Source organism: Stenotrophomonas sp. YJH_SMC_8, from assembly GCF_059371315.1.
In genome coordinates this window covers 105,498-120,961 of record NZ_JCAFUL010000004.1, presented here as the reverse complement: position 1 = coordinate 120,961, position 15,464 = coordinate 105,498, and the positions used below count along the sequence as shown (strand labels likewise).

General features: G+C 67.6%; 16 protein-coding genes. 9 read left to right on the top strand and 7 right to left on the bottom strand.

What is annotated here, in order from left to right; all coding sequences use genetic code 11:
• Positions 1-93 precede the first annotated feature (93 nt).
• Positions 94-525, top strand: coding sequence for a CBS domain-containing protein (locus AC5P88_RS06205; protein ID WP_005411115.1), 432 nt, complete (start codon positions 94-96; stop codon positions 523-525).
• Positions 526-592: 67 nt separating this feature from the next.
• On the opposite strand, the gene AC5P88_RS06200 is transcribed toward AC5P88_RS06205, so the two are convergent.
• Together AC5P88_RS06200 and gloA are read right to left on the bottom strand one after the other, a co-directional pair.
• Entirely contained in the window at positions 593-1,021 is a 429-nt protein-coding gene (locus AC5P88_RS06200; RefSeq protein ID WP_106550945.1) for a VOC family protein, read from the bottom strand.
• A 124-nt stretch (positions 1,022-1,145) separates the two neighbouring features.
• Positions 1,146-1,664, bottom strand: coding sequence for a lactoylglutathione lyase (gloA, locus tag AC5P88_RS06195; RefSeq protein WP_495224595.1), 519 nt, complete (start codon positions 1,662-1,664; stop codon positions 1,146-1,148).
• A gap of 125 nt (positions 1,665-1,789) precedes the next feature.
• Between gloA and AC5P88_RS06190 the strand changes: the two genes are divergently transcribed.
• The gene (locus AC5P88_RS06190) at positions 1,790-2,902 is read left to right on the top strand and encodes a PLP-dependent cysteine synthase family protein (RefSeq protein WP_111113592.1); all 1,113 of its coding nucleotides are present in this window, start codon (positions 1,790-1,792) and stop codon (positions 2,900-2,902) included.
• Positions 2,903-3,004: 102 nt separating this feature from the next.
• On the opposite strand, the gene AC5P88_RS06185 is transcribed toward AC5P88_RS06190, so the two are convergent.
• Positions 3,005-3,409, bottom strand: a complete 405-nt coding sequence (locus AC5P88_RS06185) for a hypothetical protein (protein ID WP_111193854.1) — start codon at positions 3,407-3,409, stop codon at positions 3,005-3,007.
• Positions 3,410-3,579: 170 nt separating this feature from the next.
• Here AC5P88_RS06185 and AC5P88_RS06180 point away from each other — a divergent pair, with 170 nt between their 5' ends.
• Entirely contained in the window at positions 3,580-5,610 is a 2,031-nt protein-coding gene (locus tag AC5P88_RS06180) for a M3 family metallopeptidase (protein ID WP_111193855.1), read from the top strand.
• Between the two features lie 157 nt (positions 5,611-5,767).
• Here the strand turns inward: AC5P88_RS06180 and AC5P88_RS06175 are convergent, their stop codons facing one another.
• Together AC5P88_RS06175 and AC5P88_RS06170 are read right to left on the bottom strand one after the other, a co-directional pair.
• Positions 5,768-6,571, bottom strand: coding sequence for an SDR family oxidoreductase (locus AC5P88_RS06175; protein ID WP_111193856.1), 804 nt, complete (start codon positions 6,569-6,571; stop codon positions 5,768-5,770).
• Entirely contained in the window at positions 6,568-7,134 is a 567-nt protein-coding gene (locus tag AC5P88_RS06170; RefSeq protein WP_049429265.1) for a DUF1415 domain-containing protein, read from the bottom strand. The genes AC5P88_RS06175 and AC5P88_RS06170 overlap by 4 nt, the downstream gene beginning before the upstream one ends.
• Positions 7,135-7,327: 193 nt before the next feature.
• Between AC5P88_RS06170 and AC5P88_RS06165 the strand changes: the two genes are divergently transcribed.
• The 3 genes from AC5P88_RS06165 (at position 7,328) to AC5P88_RS06155 (ending at position 11,200) form a co-directional block, all read left to right on the top strand.
• Positions 7,328-8,794, top strand: coding sequence for a benzaldehyde dehydrogenase (locus AC5P88_RS06165; RefSeq protein ID WP_111193857.1), 1,467 nt, complete (start codon positions 7,328-7,330; stop codon positions 8,792-8,794).
• A gap of 16 nt (positions 8,795-8,810) precedes the next feature.
• Positions 8,811-9,938 carry an NAD(P)-dependent alcohol dehydrogenase gene (locus AC5P88_RS06160; protein WP_111193858.1) on the top strand — a complete coding sequence of 376 codons (1,128 nt, stop codon included), beginning with the start codon at positions 8,811-8,813 and terminating at the stop codon, positions 9,936-9,938.
• Between the two features lie 164 nt (positions 9,939-10,102).
• Positions 10,103-11,200, top strand: a complete 1,098-nt coding sequence (locus AC5P88_RS06155; RefSeq protein ID WP_111193859.1) for a helix-turn-helix domain-containing protein — start codon at positions 10,103-10,105, stop codon at positions 11,198-11,200.
• A 75-nt stretch (positions 11,201-11,275) separates the two neighbouring features.
• Here AC5P88_RS06155 and AC5P88_RS06150 read toward each other — a convergent pair whose 3' ends face one another.
• A complete protein-coding gene (locus tag AC5P88_RS06150) occupies positions 11,276-11,758 on the bottom strand; it encodes a YajQ family cyclic di-GMP-binding protein (RefSeq protein ID WP_006471121.1) in 483 nt (160 codons plus the stop codon).
• Positions 11,759-11,913: 155 nt separating this feature from the next.
• On the opposite strand from AC5P88_RS06150, the gene AC5P88_RS06145 reads away from it, so the two are divergent.
• The 3 genes from AC5P88_RS06145 (at position 11,914) to AC5P88_RS06135 (ending at position 14,714) form a co-directional block, all read left to right on the top strand.
• The gene (locus AC5P88_RS06145; RefSeq protein WP_008268196.1) at positions 11,914-12,810 is read left to right on the top strand and encodes a DMT family transporter; all 897 of its coding nucleotides are present in this window, start codon (positions 11,914-11,916) and stop codon (positions 12,808-12,810) included.
• Between the two features lie 210 nt (positions 12,811-13,020).
• Complete coding sequence (locus AC5P88_RS06140; RefSeq protein WP_106550490.1) at positions 13,021-14,028, top strand: methionine ABC transporter ATP-binding protein; 1,008 nt, start codon at positions 13,021-13,023, stop codon at positions 14,026-14,028.
• Positions 14,025-14,714 carry a methionine ABC transporter permease gene (locus AC5P88_RS06135; RefSeq protein WP_010481370.1) on the top strand — a complete coding sequence of 230 codons (690 nt, stop codon included), beginning with the start codon at positions 14,025-14,027 and terminating at the stop codon, positions 14,712-14,714. Before AC5P88_RS06140 ends, AC5P88_RS06135 begins: the two co-directional genes overlap by 4 nt.
• An 85-nt stretch (positions 14,715-14,799) precedes the next feature.
• Here AC5P88_RS06135 and AC5P88_RS06130 read toward each other — a convergent pair whose 3' ends face one another.
• Positions 14,800-15,402 (bottom strand): lipocalin family protein, encoded by a 603-nt coding sequence (locus tag AC5P88_RS06130; protein WP_049411005.1) that lies wholly within the window; start codon positions 15,400-15,402, stop codon positions 14,800-14,802.
• Positions 15,403-15,464 lie beyond the last annotated feature (62 nt).

Here is a 15,464-nt window from a genome sequence, read left to right as displayed (position 1 = left end):
GCCAGACGTGCGCTGAAAGGTCTGTTCCCGGGGAGGGGGCGTATCGGAAGAGCACACTTTTTTGACTTCAGTGACCTGCACCAGGAAACAAGAATGAACGTCCGCGAACTCCTGCAATCCAAGAAAGAAGCTGTCATCACCATCGACGCCGAAGACACCATCGGTGCCGCCGCCCACAAGATGAGCGCGAACAGGATCGCTGCGCTGGTGGTGATGAAGGACGATGCCCCGGTCGGCATCATTTCCGAAAAGGACATCGTGCGCACCTTGGCCGACGACGGCCCGCAGGCCGGCCGCCGGGTGATTTCCAGCCTGCCGTCCACCGGCCTGGAAGGCATCGCCCCGGAGGCCACCCTGAAGCAGGCCATGTCGTTGATGACGTACTCGCGGCGCCGTCATCTGATGGTCACCGAAGGCACCCGCCTGGTCGGCATCCTCAGCCTGGGCGACATCGTGAAGAACCTGCTGGGCGAGCTGGAGCTGGAAAAGGCCGTGCTGCAGGACATCTACATGGCCGCCCACTGAGGGCCACACCGTCGGAAGCAGAGAAGCTGGGCATTGCCCGGCTTCTTCGTTCACGGCATCGGTGAAATCAGAAAGTGACCTTCACCGAGTCGGCGCTGTAGTTGGCCGGGCCGTGGTAGACCACTTCAATGTTGTTGCCATCGGGATCGAGCACGAACGCGCCGTAATAGCCCGGGTGGTAGGGGCGTTCGCCGGGCGCGCCGTTGTCGGTGCCGCCGGCGGCAATGGCGGCGCTGTGGAAGGCATCGACAGTGGCGGTGTCGCGGGCCTGGAACGCCAGGTGGTGGCGTCCGGTCAGCTGGCCAGCGGCGGCCTCGCTGCTGGCGCTGGAAATGAACAGCTCGTCGGCCCAGAAGTAGTCATCGCCTTCACCGGCCACCGGGATGCCGATGGTGTCGAACACCGCCTGGTAGAAGCGGCGGCTGGCCGCCAGGTCGCGCACTACCAGCTGGATGTGGTCGATCAGGCGGCCACGGTGAAGTTCCATCGTTTCCATACGAACCTCGCAAAAAAGGGGACGGAGTCGGTAGCGCCGGGCCGTGCCCGGCGAGCGCTCAGCGCGGCCTGCTCAAGGCCGCCGGGCATGGCCTGGCGCTACCGGAATTGTGCCCCTTTCCGGGTCAGGCGTTGGCGATGATCTCGACCCAGTAGCCGTCCGGGTCCTTGATGAAGGCCAGGTTCTTCATGCGGCCGTCGGTCAGGCGCTTCTGGAAGGTCACGCCGAGGTTCTCGAAGCGCTGGCAGGCGGCCTCGATGTCCGGCACCGACACGCAGATGTGGCCGAAGCCGCGCGGGTCGCTGTTGCCGTCGTGGTAGACCGCGCCGTCCTGGTTCTCGGTGCCGTGGTTGTGGGTCAGTTCCAGTACGCCCGGCAGGCCGGCCATCCACAGGCGGCGGGCGTTGTCATCTTCCGGCACCGTGACGCCGGCGGGCACGTAGGCCAGGAAATACAGGCTGAACTGGGCCTCCGGGAAGTCGCGCTTGTCGATCAGCTGGTAGCCGAGCACGCGGGTGTAGAAGTCCAGCGAGGCGGTAATGTCCTTCACCCGCAGCATGGTGTGGTTGAACACGAAGCCGGTGGTTTCGGCCGGGGCCTGGGCGGCGACGCCGGGAACATCGCGCAGGGCGGGAATGGTCATGGGGGAGGTCCTTCAGACAGGGCCGTTGCCGGCCGGATGGGGCCATTCTACCGGCCAGCACCTGACGGCACTGCGACGTACAATGGCCGGATCGCACCGTTCCGTCCTGACAACGATTGCCCGCCATGTCGCAGCGTGAATGGGTGGCCGCCGCCATCCGCAAGATCGAAGCCGATTTCAACCGTTCCGCCGATACCCACCTGATCCCGTTGGCGCTGCCAGGGTTCGAGGGCATCGACCTGTACCTGAAGGATGAATCGAGCCATCCCACCGGCAGCCTGAAGCACCGGCTTGCGCGCTCGCTGTTCCTGTATGCGTTGACCAATGGCTGGTTGCGCGAAGGGCGCCCGGTGATCGAAGCATCCAGCGGCTCGACCGCTGTCTCCGAAGCCTATTTCGCGCGGCTGCTCGGCCTGCCGTTCATTGCGGTGATCCCGGCCACGACCTCGCCGGAGAAGATCGCGGCGATCGAGTTCCACGGGGGCCGCTGCCATCTGGTCGAGCGTGCCTGCGATCTCAACTGCGATTCGGAAAAACTGGCCCGCGAAACCGGCGGCCACTTCATGGACCAGTTCACCTACGCCGAACGCGCGACCGACTGGCGCGCCAACAACAACATCGCCGAATCCATCTTCAAGCAGATGGCCGAAGAACCGAGCCCGGTTCCGGAATGGATCGTATGCAGCCCCGGCACCGGCGGTACCGCCGCCACGCTGGGCCGTTATGTCAGCTACCGCCGGCATGACACCCGCATCCTGTGCGCGGACCCGGAAGTGTCGGTGTTCTTCGATGGCTACAAAGCAGCCGTGGCCGGTGAACAGGATTGGCGCGGCCTGACCTGCAGCGGTGGCTCGCGCGTGGAAGGCATCGGCCGGCCGCGGGTGGAGCCGAGCTTCATCCCGACCAGTGTCGATGCGATGGTGAAGGTGCCCGATGCACTGAGCCTGGCCGCGATGCGCCATGTCAGCCGCCAGCTGGGGCGCCGCGTTGGTGGCTCCACCGGCACCAACTTCATCGGTGTGCTGCAGGCCGCGCAGTGGATGCGCGAGGCGGGCCACCAGGGCAGCATCGTCAGCATCCTGTGCGACAGCGGCGAGCGCTACGCGCAGAGCTATTACGACCCGTCGTGGTACGCGCGCCAGGGCATCGATGTCGACGGCGCCGATGCACAGCTGGCCGCCGCAGTGGCCGGGCAGGGGTTGCCGGCATTGCCGTGGTGCAGCCTGGAAGCACTGTAGGACGGTCAACGTTGTCGCCGGGCATGGCCCGGCGCTACCGATCATGCCGGGCGGGTAGCGCCGGGCCGTGCCCGGCGAGCGCAGCGGTGTGCTACATCCAGATCAATACCCCGCCGCGGTGAACGCATCCAGCACTGCGTCGCGCAGCGCTTCGGGCAGCGCCTCGATGTCCATCGCGCGGTCATCCAGGTGCAGGCCGGGATCGAGGGTACTGGCGCGGCCCTGGGCCAGTGCCTGCAGCCACAGCAGTACGCAGATCACGAACTCGCGCTCATGGCCCAGCCGCAACTGGCTGGCGCCGCGTTCGATCACTTCGAACGGGTACCACTCCTGGGCATCGTTGAACGTGCCACCCTGCTGCAGCACCGTCTGCAACTGCTGCAGGTGGCGCGGGGCGTCGTCGCCGGCATCGCACAGCGCGGCGATCCAGGTCAGTTCGGCCGTACTGGCGGACAGCGCCAGCGACCGTGCCGGTGAGGCGGATGCAACTGCAGCCAGACCTTCCATGTGGGGCCTCGTTCGATACGTACCGCTGCGGACTCCCCCGCAGCCAGAGCTTCGAGCCGTGACCGTAAGGCCGACGTGAATATCGGGCCGCGCCCCCTTGTCAGCCTCGCCTGGCAGCGCCATATCTAACGGGCTGCCCGCCTGCCGGGCCCGTACCCTGGAGACCTGCCGTGACCGTTGCCAACCCCCTGCTCGATTTTTCCGGCCTGCCGCGTTTCGAGGCGATCCGCCCGGAGCACGTGGCGCCGGCGCTGGATGTGCTGCTGGCCGAGGCGGAAGCCGCTGTCAGCGCCGCCGAGCAGGTGCAGCCGGTCACCTGGCAGACCTTCGTGGCCCCGCTGGACGATGCCACCGAGCGCCTGTGGCGCGCCTGGGGCCTGGTCGGCCACCTGCAGGGCGTGGTCAACACGCCGGAACTGCGTGAGGCCTACAACAGCAACCTGCCGCGGGTGACCCGCTTTGCCAGTGCACTGGGCCAGAACCTGGCGCTGTATCGCCAGTACCAGGCCCTGGCCGGCAGCCCCGAGGCGGCGACCTTCGATGAGGCGCAGCGCAAGGTGCTGGACAACACCCTGCGCGATTTCCGCCTGGGCGGCGCCGAACTGGAGCCCGAGGCCCAGCAGCGCTTCGCCGCGATCAAGGAGGAACTGTCGGCGCTGTCGGCGAAGTTCTCGCAGAACGTGCTGGATGCCACCGACGCGTGGTCGTTGATCATCGAGGATGAGGCACGCCTGGCTGGCGTGCCGGACGACGTGAAGGCGGCCGCGCATGCAGCAGCGGAAAAAGACGGCAACAAGGGCTGGAAGCTGACCCTGCAGATGCCGTGCTACCTGCCGGTACAGACCTGGGGCGAAGACCGCGACCTGCGCGAGATCCTGTATCGCGCCAGTGCGCAGCGCGCCTCCGAATTCGGCGACGACGCGCTGGACAACGGCGGCAACATCGACCGCATCCTCGCCCTGCGCGCAGAGCTGGCCGCGCTGCTCGGTTTCGGTTCGTATGGTGACTATTCGGTGGCGACCAAGATGGCGCAGGACCCGGCCGAAGTGCTCGGCTTCCTGCGCGATCTGGCTGCACGTGCCAAGCCGTTCGCGGCCAAGGACCGCGCCGAGCTGGAGCAATTCGCGCGCGAGCAGCTGGGCATCGAGCAGCTGCAGGCCTGGGACCTGGCCTTCGCCGCCGATCGCCTGAAGCAGGCGCGCTACAGCTATTCCGAGCAGGAAGTGAAGCAGTACTTCACCGAGCCGAAGGTGCTGGGCGGCCTGTTCTCGGTGATCGAGCAGCTGTACGGCCTGCGCGTGCAGGAAGACAGCGCGCCGGTGTGGCACGAGGACGTGCGCTTCTTCCGCCTGGTCGACGCGCAGGGCGTGCTGGTCGGCCAGTTCTATCTGGACCTGTACGCGCGCGAGGGCAAGCGCGGTGGTGCGTGGATGGATGATTGCCGCAACCGCCGCGTGCGTGCCGATGGCAGCGTACAGACGCCGCTGGTCTATCTGGTGTGCAACTTCGGTCGCGGTGCCAATGGCAAGCCGGCCACCTTCAGCCACAACGAAGTGACCACGCTGTTCCATGAAATGGGCCATGGCCTGCACCAGCTGCTGACCCGCATCGGTGAGCTGGGCGTGGCCGGTATCAATGGCGTGGAGTGGGATGCGGTGGAACTGCCGAGCCAGTTCATGGAGAACTTCTGCTGGGAATGGGAGCACCTGCAGGGCATGACCGCGCACGTGGACAGCGGCGAACCGTTGCCGCGCGCGCTGTACGAGCGCATGCTGGCCGCGCGCAACTTCCACAGTGGCATGGCCACCGTGCGCCAGCTGGAGTTCGGCCTGTTCGACATGCTGCTGCACAGCCAGTTCGAGCCGGCGCAGGACAGCGTGCTGGCGCTGCTCGATCGGGTGCGTGCGGAAGTGGCGGTGAATCATCCGCCGGCCTGGAACCGCTTCCCGCACCAGTTCAACCATATCTTCGCCGGTGGCTATGCGGCGGGCTATTACAGCTACAAGTGGGCCGAGGTGCTGAGCGCCGATGCCTACGCCGCGTTCGAGGAAGCGCCGCAGGCGCTGGCGGAAACCGGAGCACGCTTCCGCGATGAGATCCTGTCGCGGGGTGGCAGCCGCCCGGCGGCGGAGAACTTCAAGGCCTTCCGCGGCCGCGCACCGCAGATCGACGCGCTGCTGCGCCATTCGGGCATGGCCTGACCGCTGTGGTGGGTGCCAGCCTTGGCTGGCACTTTCTGGCAATGGTGCGGCCGCTGTGGTGGGTGCCAACCTTGGTTGGCACATCACCGCCATCCACGCATGGCGTGGATCTACCGATGATATTCAGTAGATCCACGCCATGCGTGGATGAGGCGGGTCATTCGGCGTAGATCATCTTCCGGGTCATGCCGCCGTCGACGACGAAGTCCTGGCCGGTGGTGAAGCCGGACAGCGAGGACAGCAGGTACACCGCCAGCGCGCCGATGTCCTCGGGCTGGCCGACCCGGCCGACCGGGTGCTGGGCGTGGTCGATGGCCGAGTAGTCAGGCTCGTGACGGCGCGAGGGCGCCTGCCAGGCGGTGGTACCGATCCAGCCGGGGCTGATGCTGTTCACCCGCATCGCCGGGCCGGCGCTGATCGCCAGCGCATGGGTGAAGGCGACCAACCCACCCTTGGCGGCCGCATAGGCTTCGCTGTGCGCCTCCGACTGCCAGGCGCGGGTCGAAGCGATGTTGATGATCGCGCCCGCGCTACTGGCCGACAGCGCGGGCAGCGCGTGCTTGCTGCACAGGAACGCACCATGCAGCGACGACAGGCGGCGTTGCCACTCGTCCCAGTCCATGTCCTGCAGCAGCGTGCCGTGCGGCCCGGCGATGCCGGCATTGTTGACCAGTCCGTCGATGTGGCCGAAGCGACGCAGCGCCTCGGCGACGAACGCGCGCACGCTGGCTTCGTCGGTGATGTCCAGGCGCTGGAACGCAGCGTCATCGCCGCGCTGCCATTCGTCCAGGCAGGCTTGCCCGGCCTCCATGTCCAGGTCGCCGATCAGCACGCGGCCACCGGCACCGAGCACGGCCTGGGCGATGCCGCGGCCGATGCCGTTGGCCCCCCCGGTGATCAGCACCACCTTGCCCGACAGCGGCGCGGCCGGCCATGCGGCAATCGGCGGGACGCGGCTCATGACAGGTCGTCGCCACGCAGGCGGCGATGCCAGCCGTCCACGCCGATGCGGTCCAGGGTCTGGATGTTGCGCTCGACGATCACGTCCGGGTCCGGATAGACGTCCACCGCGCGCGCCACGCTGTCCTCGCGCAGCAGGTGCAGGGTGGGAAAGGGCGCACGGTTGGTGTAGTTGCTGGCGTCGTCGGCAGCCACGCCCTCGAACTGGTAATCCGGATGGAAGCTGGCCACCTGCAGGATGCCCTGCAGGTCCAGGGCCTCGATCGCCGCATCGGCGTTGTCGAGGAAGTCGTTGTAGTCGAGGAAGTCGGTCAGCACCTGCGGATGCACGATCAGCGTGGTATCGATCTGCTCGGCCGGCGTATCGCGCAGCAGCACCAGCTCCTCGGCCAGCTGTTCGACCAGCGCTTCGGGCGTGGTCGCATCGCTGAGCACGAAACGGACCTGGTCCTTCACGTACACCGCCTTCGCGAACGGGCACAGGTTCAGGCCGATGACGATGCGCTCCAGCCACAGGCGGGTGGCGGCGATCGGGTCATCGGTGGGCAGGTGGGTGTCGGTCATGGCGGGCACATCGGCTGGCGGGGCGGACATTGTAGGCAGTGCGCCGCCGCCGCGCTGTTCACTGTGCAGGAACTGGACAGTTGCCATGCTGGAAATTCCCGCCGATTCAAGCCCTTGCGGGCGACCGCTGGATGGCCGATTGCCTGCCGCGGACGGCGGACGTGGAATGGACGCACGACACAGGAGGACACCCATGACTGCATCTTCCCCGTGGCTGCCTGATGCCCTTTGGGCCGGCGCCTTCTTCGATGGCCACTGGCAGGCGGCTGCGCAACGGCAGCCGGTGATCGAGCCGGCCACCGGCAACACCCTCGGCGAGATCGGCCTGGCCGACCCGGCGCAGGTGGCACGCTCGGCGGCAGCCGCTGCCCAGGCGCAACAGGCGTGGGCGTCAGCGCCTTACGAGCAGCGCGCTGAGGTTATGCGCAAAGCGGCACGCCTGGCCGAAGAGAACATCGACACCCTGGTCGAGTGGCTGGTGCGCGAAAGCGGCTCCACTCGCCTGAAGGCCGGCTTTGAGGCCAAGGTCACCATCAAGGCGTTGCACGAAGCCGCGGCGCTGCCTTCGCGCAGCGTCGGCGAGATCCTGCCGTCCGAGCCGGGCCGGCTGAACCTTGCGCGGCGTCGGCCACTGGGCGTGGTCGGCGTCATCTCACCCTTCAACTTCCCGCTGTACCTGGCCATGCGCGCGGTGGCGCCGGCGATCGCGCTGGGCAACGCGGTGGTGCTCAAGCCGGACCCACGCACGGCGGTGTGTGGCGGCGCGGTGATCGCACGCTTGTTCGAGCAGGCCGGGCTGCCGGCAGGAGTGCTGCACATGCTGCCCGGTGATGGCGCGGCCGGTGCCGCGCTGACCAGCGATCCGCACGTGGCGATGATCCAGTTCACCGGCTCCACCGCGGCCGGGCGCAAGGTCGGCGAAGCGGCGGGCAAGCACCTGAAAAAGGTGTCGCTGGAGCTGGGTGGCAAGAATTCGCTGATCATCCTGGATGATGCCGACCTCGACCTGGCCGTGGCCAACACCGCGTGGGGCGTCTACCTGCATCAGGGACAGATCTGCATGGCGACCGGCCGCGTGCTGGTGCATCGGAAGATCCATGATGCGTTCCTGCAGAAGCTGGTGGCCAAGGCCAATTCGTTGAAGGTGGGAGATCCGGCACGCGAAGAGGTGGCCATCGGCCCGCTGATCAATGCTGGCCAGCGTGACCACGCCGCGCGCGTGGTCGAGCAGGCGCTGCAGGCCGGTGCCTCGCTGGAGGCAGGCGGTACGCACCGCGATCTGTTCTTCGCGCCGACCGTGCTTGGCAACGTCTCTGCCGACAATCCAGCCTTCAACGAAGAGATCTTCGCGCCGGTGGCGGTGGTGGTGCCGTTCGACGATGACGACGAGGCCGTGCGCCTGGCCACCGACAGCGAGTACGGCCTGTCGATGGCCATCGTGTCCAGCAATGTCGGGCGCGCGCTGAAGCTCGGTGAGCGCCTGCGCACCGGCCTGCTGCATATCAACGACCAGACCGTGAACGACGAAGTGATCAATCCCTTCGGCGGCGTCGGTGCATCCGGCAACGGCACCAGTATCGGCGGCCCCGCCAACGGGGAAGAGTTCACCCAGTGGCAGTGGTTGACCGTCAAGGGCGAAGCGCCCGCCTACCCGATCTGATCGAAGGAGCATTGCGATGAGCAGCAACACGACAACACGCGAGATCACTGCCGCCGTGGTCCGCGGCAAGGAACAGCCCTTCGTCATCGAGCAGGCGCGGCTGCGCGGCCCGCAGGACGACGAGGTATTGGTGAAGGTGGTGGCGACCGGCCTGTGCCACACCGATCTGATCGTGCGCGATCAGTACTACCCGGTGCCGTTGCCTGCGGTACTCGGCCACGAAGGCGCCGGGATTGTCGAGGCGGTCGGCCCCAACGTGCGCGACCTCAAGGTGGGCGACCACGTGGTGCTGACCTATGGCGCCTGTGGTCACTGCAATCCCTGCCGCGGCGGCCATGGTGCCTACTGCAAGGACTTCTTCGCACTGAACTTCGGTGGCGATGATGGCCACGGTCATACCGCGATCACCGATACGCAGGGCCAGCCGCTGCACGACCATTTCTTCGCGCAGTCTTCGTTTGCCACCTTCGCCATTGCGCGCGAGATCAACGCGATCAAGGTGCCCGACGATGCGCCGCTGGAACTGCTGGGCCCGCTGGGCTGCGGCATCCAGACCGGTGCCGGTGCGGTGCTCAATTCGCTGCAGGTGCGCTCGGGCAGCAGTTTCGCCAGCTACGGTGCCGGCGCGGTCGGCCTGAGTGCGGTGATGGCGGCCAAGGTGGCCGGTGCCACCACCATCATTGCCATCGACGTGGTGCCGTCGCGGCTGGAACTGGCGTTGGAGCTGGGCGCCACCCACGTGGTCAACAGCCGCGAGACCGACGTGATCGAGGCCGTGCGCGCGATCACCGGCGGTGGTGCGGATTTCGCGCTGGAATCGACCGGTCGCCCGGAGGTGCTCTCCGCCGGTATCGAAGCGCTGGGCGGCTTGGGCATGATGGGCGTGGTCGGCGCGCCGAAGCTGGGCACCACCGCCAGTTTCGATGTGAACAACCTGCTGCTCGGTGGCCGCAGCATCCGCGGCATCGTGGAAGGTGACAGCGTGCCGCAGGTGTTCATTCCGCAGCTGGTCACGCTGTTCCAGCAGGGCCGCTTCCCGTTCGACAAGCTGGTGAAGTTCTATCCGCTGGAACAGATCAACCAGGCGGCGGAGGACAGCACGAAGGGCATCACCCTGAAGCCGATCCTGCGCATCGCGGCGTAACGGGCATCGGTAGTGCCGGCCGCTGGCCGGCAAGCCTTATGCGATGGGGTCGGATCCGCTTTCCAAAGGAAAACGGATCCGACCCCGCGTTTGAACCGCCGGCGGAAACGTTCCGTTGCCCAGACGTAACGTGGCGTTGCCGCCGGCGGGTGTACGCTGCGTCCATGATCGCCACGACCGTCGGGCAACAGCAGCTGGTAGCGGCACGCGCGGCCTTCGCCGAGGGCGATGCGCGTTCCTTGGGCGTGTTGCCGTTGCCGCTGCAGCAGTCGTGGCTGCGTTCGCGCGCGGCGGGCCTGCTGCCCGGGCAGGAGCCGGACTACCGTCCGCTGCTGGGTGATGGCCGGCATCTTTCCGATCCCGGCGACCGTCGGCTCGCGCGCTGCGTGCGGCCGGAGCTGGAACAGCTGTGGGCTGCCTTTGGCGGGCGCGGCTGGACGATGTTCTGTGCCAACCGTGAGGGCATGGTGATCGCGCAGCAGGCCCATGGCCTGGAAGATGCACCGCTGCTGCGTCCGATCCAGGTTGGGCGGCGGCTGGGCGAGGGCGAGATCGGCACCACGGCACCGGCGGTCAGCCTGGCCGACGACCTGCCTGCGCTGGTACGGGGCAATGAACACTACCTGCAGCGCTTCGCCCCGGTGTTCTGCCTCAGCGAGCCACTGCACGATCTCGATGGGCAGGTGTGTGGGGTGATCGACATCACCGGGCTGGGTGAGCGCGATCCCTCGTTGTTGCAGGGCTATTTCCGGCAGGCCGCGCTGGCCAGCGAGAACCGGCTGTTCCACACGCTTGCCGACGTGCACCTGCTGGCGCTGCAGCACGATCCGCGCTGGCTGGCGTCGCCGTTGCAGGGGCTGCTGGCGGTGCAGGAGGACGGCCAGCTGCGCGCGGCCAACCGTGTTGCGCGGCGCCTGCTGGGCCTGCCGCGTCGGGGACCGTTGCCGTTGTTGAACCTGGAAAGCGTGTTTGCCGGCGCCAGTGCCGCGCAGCGGCGGCGCCTGCTGCAACCCGGGGCGCCGCATCGGGTGCGGGTGGGCGAGGGCAGTGCGGTTTACCTGCAGCACCTGCAGGCGCCGCGCAGGGTCGCTGGCCGCAGCGCGCAACGGCCTTCAGCGGCGACGATGGATGCACCGCTGCTGCGTGATCAGCAGCGTGAAGCGGCGCGCCGTGCGGCGCAGGCGGCGGACGGCAATCTGAGCCTGGCCGCTCGCCAGCTGGGCATCTCGCGCACCACGCTGTACAAGCTGCTGCGCGGTTGACGTTGCAGTCCGCCGGGCATGGCCCGGCGCTACCGCTGCGGCCCGCGTAGCGCCGGGCCATGCCCGGCGGGCAGATCAATCGCGGAAATTGTTGAACTGCAGCGGCAGCTCGAACTTGCCGGCCTTGAGCACGGCGATGGCGTCCTGCAGGTCATCGCGCTTCTTGCCCTGCACGCGCAGCTTGTCGCCGTTGATCTGGCTTTCCACCTTCAGCTTGGCATCCTTCAGAGCCGCCGCGATCTTCTTGGCGATCTTCTGCTCGATGCCCTGCTTGACGGTGATCTTCTGCCGGGCCTGGGCCAGGTTGGTCTCGATGTCGCCGAACTCCAGGCTCAGCACGTCGATGCCGCGCGCGGCCAGGCGTGCACGCAGGATGTCGTTCATCTGCTTGAGCTGGAACTCGGTCGGCGCGGTCTGGTTGATGACATCGCCATCGCGCTCGAACTTTGCGTCCACGCCCTTGAAGTCGAAGCGGGTGGCCAGTTCGCGGTTGGCCTGGTCGATGGCGTTGGTCAGCTCGTGGGTGTCGACTTCGGACACGACGTCGAAGGAAGGCATGGGCGGTGCTCCGCAGGTTTCAGTGGCGGCCATTCTATCGCGAGGGCCCGCTTACCCGCCCTCTGTAGAGCCGAGCCCACGCTCGGCTGCTCTTCACAACGCAGCCGAGCGTGGGCTCGGCTCTACAGAAGGCGACGACCGGGCGATAATGGGCCATGAACGTGCAACGCTCCCCTTCGCGTGCGGTGGCCTGGATGGTCGCTGCGGTCGCCTGTTTCTCGCTGATGGACGCTGGCATGAAGCAGTTGTCGGCCAGCTATCCCACCCTGGAAGTGACCTTCCTGCGCGGCGCGGCGTCGTTGCCGTTCGTGCTGGTCTGGGTGCTGGTCAGTGCCGGCCCGCGCTCGCTGGTGCCGCGGCGCTGGGGCCTGCACCTGCTGCGCGGCGCGCTGGGCATGGCGATGATCGGCTGCTTCGTGTTCGCCCTGCGCGACCTGCCGCTGTCCACCGCCTACACCATCTATTTCGTTGCTCCGCTGTTGATCGCTGCACTCTCGGTGCCGCTGCTCGGTGAACGGGTGGGGCCGCGGCGCTGGGTAGCCATCGGCATCGGCCTGGTCGGCGTGCTGGTGGTGCTGCGGCCGGGCGTGGATGGCTTCATCTCGGTGCCGGGGCTGATGGTGCTGGCCGCGGCCACCGCCTATGCCGTGGCTGCGATCACGGTCAGCCTGCTGACCCGCACCGATACTTCGCAGTCGATGGTGGTCTGGTTCCTGGTGATCATGGCGATCGGCGCGGGCCTGTTGGCCCTTCCCGGCTGGGTACCGCTGCAGCTGGCGCACGCGCCGCTGATCGCCGGCATGGGCCTGGCCGGGGCACTGGGCCAGATCGCCCTGACCAAGGCCTTCCAGCTGGGCGAAGCCTCGATGATCGCGCCGCTGGAGTACAGCGGCCTGGTCTGGGTGATCGGCTGGGACCTGGCCTTCTGGGGCCAGCTGCCGGACGGCTACACCTGGGTCGGGGCGGCGATCATCGTGGCGTCGGGGCTGTACCTGCTGCACCGCGAGCGGGTCAACCGGCAGGAACCGCCGAAGCCGCTGGATCATCCCTGAGCTGGGTCGGCCGGGGAATGGGGTCAGAGCCCCTGCGGGGATCCGACCCCGGGGTCGGATCCCCGCAGGGGCTCTGACCTCGGCTCAATCACCGTCACGGGCGCCTTAGAACCAAAAGGAATAACATTCTGGCCCATGGCGCGGGCGCGCGAGCGCCGGCGCTGGTAGGCTGCACGCCCCCTTCCGTCACCCAGCCGGTGAGCCACGCCCGTGATCGAGTTCCAGCGCCTGCACAAATCCTATGCCGTTGCCGGCCGCGAAGTCAGCGCGCTGCAACCACTGGACCTGACCATCGAAGCCGGTGAGGTATTCGGCATCATCGGCCATTCCGGCGCCGGCAAGTCGACGCTGATCCGCATGATCAACCGGCTGGAAGAGCCCAGCGGTGGCCGCCTGCTGATCGGCGGCGAGGATGTCACTGCACTGGACGCGGACGGCCTGCGCGCGCTGCGCCGGCGCATCGGCATGATCTTCCAGCACTTCAACCTGCTGTCCTCGCGCACGGTGGCTGGCAACGTGGCTTTCCCGCTGGAACTGGCCGGCACGCCGAAGGCGGAAATCGACGCGCGTGTGGCCGAGTTGCTGCAGACCGTTGGCCTGGAAGCGCACGCGCAGAAGTACCCGGCGCAGCTGTCCGGCGGTCAGAAGCAGCGCGTGGGCATTGCGCGTGCGCTGGCGACCCGTCCGCAGATCCTGCTGTGCGACGAGGCGACCAGTGCGCTTGACCCGCAGACCACCGCGTCTGTGCTGTCGCTGCTGTCGAAGATCAATCGCGAGCTGGGCCTGACCATCGTGCTGATCACCCACGAGATGGATGTGATCCGCCGTGTCTGCGACCGCGTGGCCGTGCTCGACGCCGGCCAGATGGTCGAGACCGGCCCGGTCACCCGGGTGTTCCTGCACCCGCAGCACCCGACCACGCGCCGCTTCGTCAGCGAATCGGAGCATGTGGACGAGGGCACGCTGCACCGCGATTTCGACGCCGTCGGTGGCCGCATCGTGCGGCTGACCTTCCTGGGTGGCGACACCTACGAACCCCTGCTCGGCAGCGTCGCGCGCGAGACCGGGGTCGACTACAACATCCTGTCCGGCCGTATCGACCGGATCAAGGACACCCCGTATGGCCAGCTGGTGGTCGCCCTGGTGGGCGGCGACCAGTCCGCTGCGCAGGCCGCGTTCGTGGCCGCCGGCGTGCATGTTGAGGAACTGCGTCGATGATCATCGCTACTGCCGGCGGCTTCTTCCGCCACCTGGATGCGGGCAAGTGGGCCGACATCGGCCAGGCCACCATCGACACCCTGCTGATGCTGCTGGGTTCGCTGCCGCTGACCCTGGCCATCGGCCTGCCCTTGGGCGTGCTGCTGTACCTGTTCGGCGCACCGCAGATGAAGCGCCGTCCGTTTGCCTATGGCGTGCTGGCGCTGGTGGTGAACCTGCTGCGTTCAGTGCCTTTCATCATCCTGATGATCGTGCTGATCCCGGTCACCCTGTTCCTGATGGGAACCTCGCTGGGCGTGCGCGGTGCGATCGTGCCGCTGGTCATCGGTGCTGCGCCGTTCTATGCGCGCCTGGTCGAGACCGCGCTGCGTGAAGTTGACCGCGGCGTGATCGAAGCGACCCAGGCGATGGGCGCCACCACCTGGCAGCTGGTCACCCGCGTGTTGCTGCCGGAAGCGCGCCCGGGCCTGATTGCCGGTGCGACGGTCACCACCGTGGCGCTGATCGGTTTCACCGCGATGGGCGGCGCGATCGGTTCCGGTGGCCTCGGCGACCTGGCGTTCCGCGATGGCTACCAGCGCTCGCACACCGACGTGGCCTTGGTCACGGTGGTCCTGCTGCTGATTCTGGTGCAGCTGCTGCAGATGCTCGGCGACCGCCTGGTCGCGCACTACAGCCGCAAGTAATCGGTGCGTCCGCCGGGCATGGCCCGGCGCTACCGGAACGTTCCCGTGGCAGGGTAGCGCCGGGCCATGCCCGGCGAGCGCTCTCTCAACGCACGTTCGGCACTTCGTAGCCCAGCTTCCCGACCTGCTCGGGGTGCTGCGGCACGCGCTTGAGCTTGTCGGTGTTCACCCCGTACTCGTCGCGCAGGCGCTCGGCCAGCTCCTTGTAGAGGCCTTTGTCCATGTCCGGGGTGCGCGAGAAGATCCAGGCCATCTCACGGCCGGGGTAGCCGATCAGCGCCCAGGAATAATCCGGCGCCACTTCCAGCACCCGCGAATGGGTCGGCACGACGCGGTAGAACCAGGTACGCCAGCCATGGTTGCCGCTGTCCGGGTCGACGCTGGCGCGGGCACGCACTTCCTGCAGGGGTTCGCCGAAGCCGTCACGGTAGCGGTAGGTGATGCCGACCTTGTGCGCGTCGCGCAGCTCGTATTCGTTGACGCTGGCGACATGGCCACGTTCGATGAAGTTCGGCACGCGGCCGATCACGTACCAGGTGCCCATGAAGCGCTTCAGGTCGATCGGCGCGTCCAGGGCAGCCGCACCAGAGGCGCTGGTACGGGGCGACGGCGGCTCACTGGCGGCCACGGCGGGGCCGGCCAGGGAAAGGGCCAGCAGCGCGGCGCAGAGCGGGCGGATCGAAGTCATGCGGGAGCGGGCTCCAGTGGGCTTGCACGCGCATGGTCGACTGTGTGCACGCGATCCGTCAA

Coding starts and splice junctions, on each gene's coding strand:
- AC5P88_RS06205 (WP_005411115.1), top strand. CDS start 94: ATGAACGTCCGCGAACTCCTGCAATCCAAGAAAGAAGCTGTCATCACC.
- AC5P88_RS06200 (WP_106550945.1), bottom strand. CDS start 1,021: ATGGAAACGATGGAACTTCACCGTGGCCGCCTGATCGACCACATCCAG.
- gloA (WP_495224595.1), bottom strand. CDS start 1,664: ATGACCATTCCCGCCCTGCGCGATGTTCCCGGCGTCGCCGCCCAGGCC.
- AC5P88_RS06190 (WP_111113592.1), top strand. CDS start 1,790: ATGTCGCAGCGTGAATGGGTGGCCGCCGCCATCCGCAAGATCGAAGCC.
- AC5P88_RS06185 (WP_111193854.1), bottom strand. CDS start 3,409: ATGGAAGGTCTGGCTGCAGTTGCATCCGCCTCACCGGCACGGTCGCTG.
- AC5P88_RS06175 (WP_111193856.1), bottom strand. CDS start 6,571: ATGAGCCGCGTCCCGCCGATTGCCGCATGGCCGGCCGCGCCGCTGTCG.
- AC5P88_RS06170 (WP_049429265.1), bottom strand. CDS start 7,134: ATGACCGACACCCACCTGCCCACCGATGACCCGATCGCCGCCACCCGC.
- AC5P88_RS06165 (WP_111193857.1), top strand. CDS start 7,328: ATGACTGCATCTTCCCCGTGGCTGCCTGATGCCCTTTGGGCCGGCGCC.
- AC5P88_RS06160 (WP_111193858.1), top strand. CDS start 8,811: ATGAGCAGCAACACGACAACACGCGAGATCACTGCCGCCGTGGTCCGC.
- AC5P88_RS06155 (WP_111193859.1), top strand. CDS start 10,103: ATGATCGCCACGACCGTCGGGCAACAGCAGCTGGTAGCGGCACGCGCG.
- AC5P88_RS06150 (WP_006471121.1), bottom strand. CDS start 11,758: ATGCCTTCCTTCGACGTCGTGTCCGAAGTCGACACCCACGAGCTGACC.
- AC5P88_RS06145 (WP_008268196.1), top strand. CDS start 11,914: ATGAACGTGCAACGCTCCCCTTCGCGTGCGGTGGCCTGGATGGTCGCT.
- AC5P88_RS06135 (WP_010481370.1), top strand. CDS start 14,025: ATGATCATCGCTACTGCCGGCGGCTTCTTCCGCCACCTGGATGCGGGC.
- AC5P88_RS06130 (WP_049411005.1), bottom strand. CDS start 15,402: ATGACTTCGATCCGCCCGCTCTGCGCCGCGCTGCTGGCCCTTTCCCTG.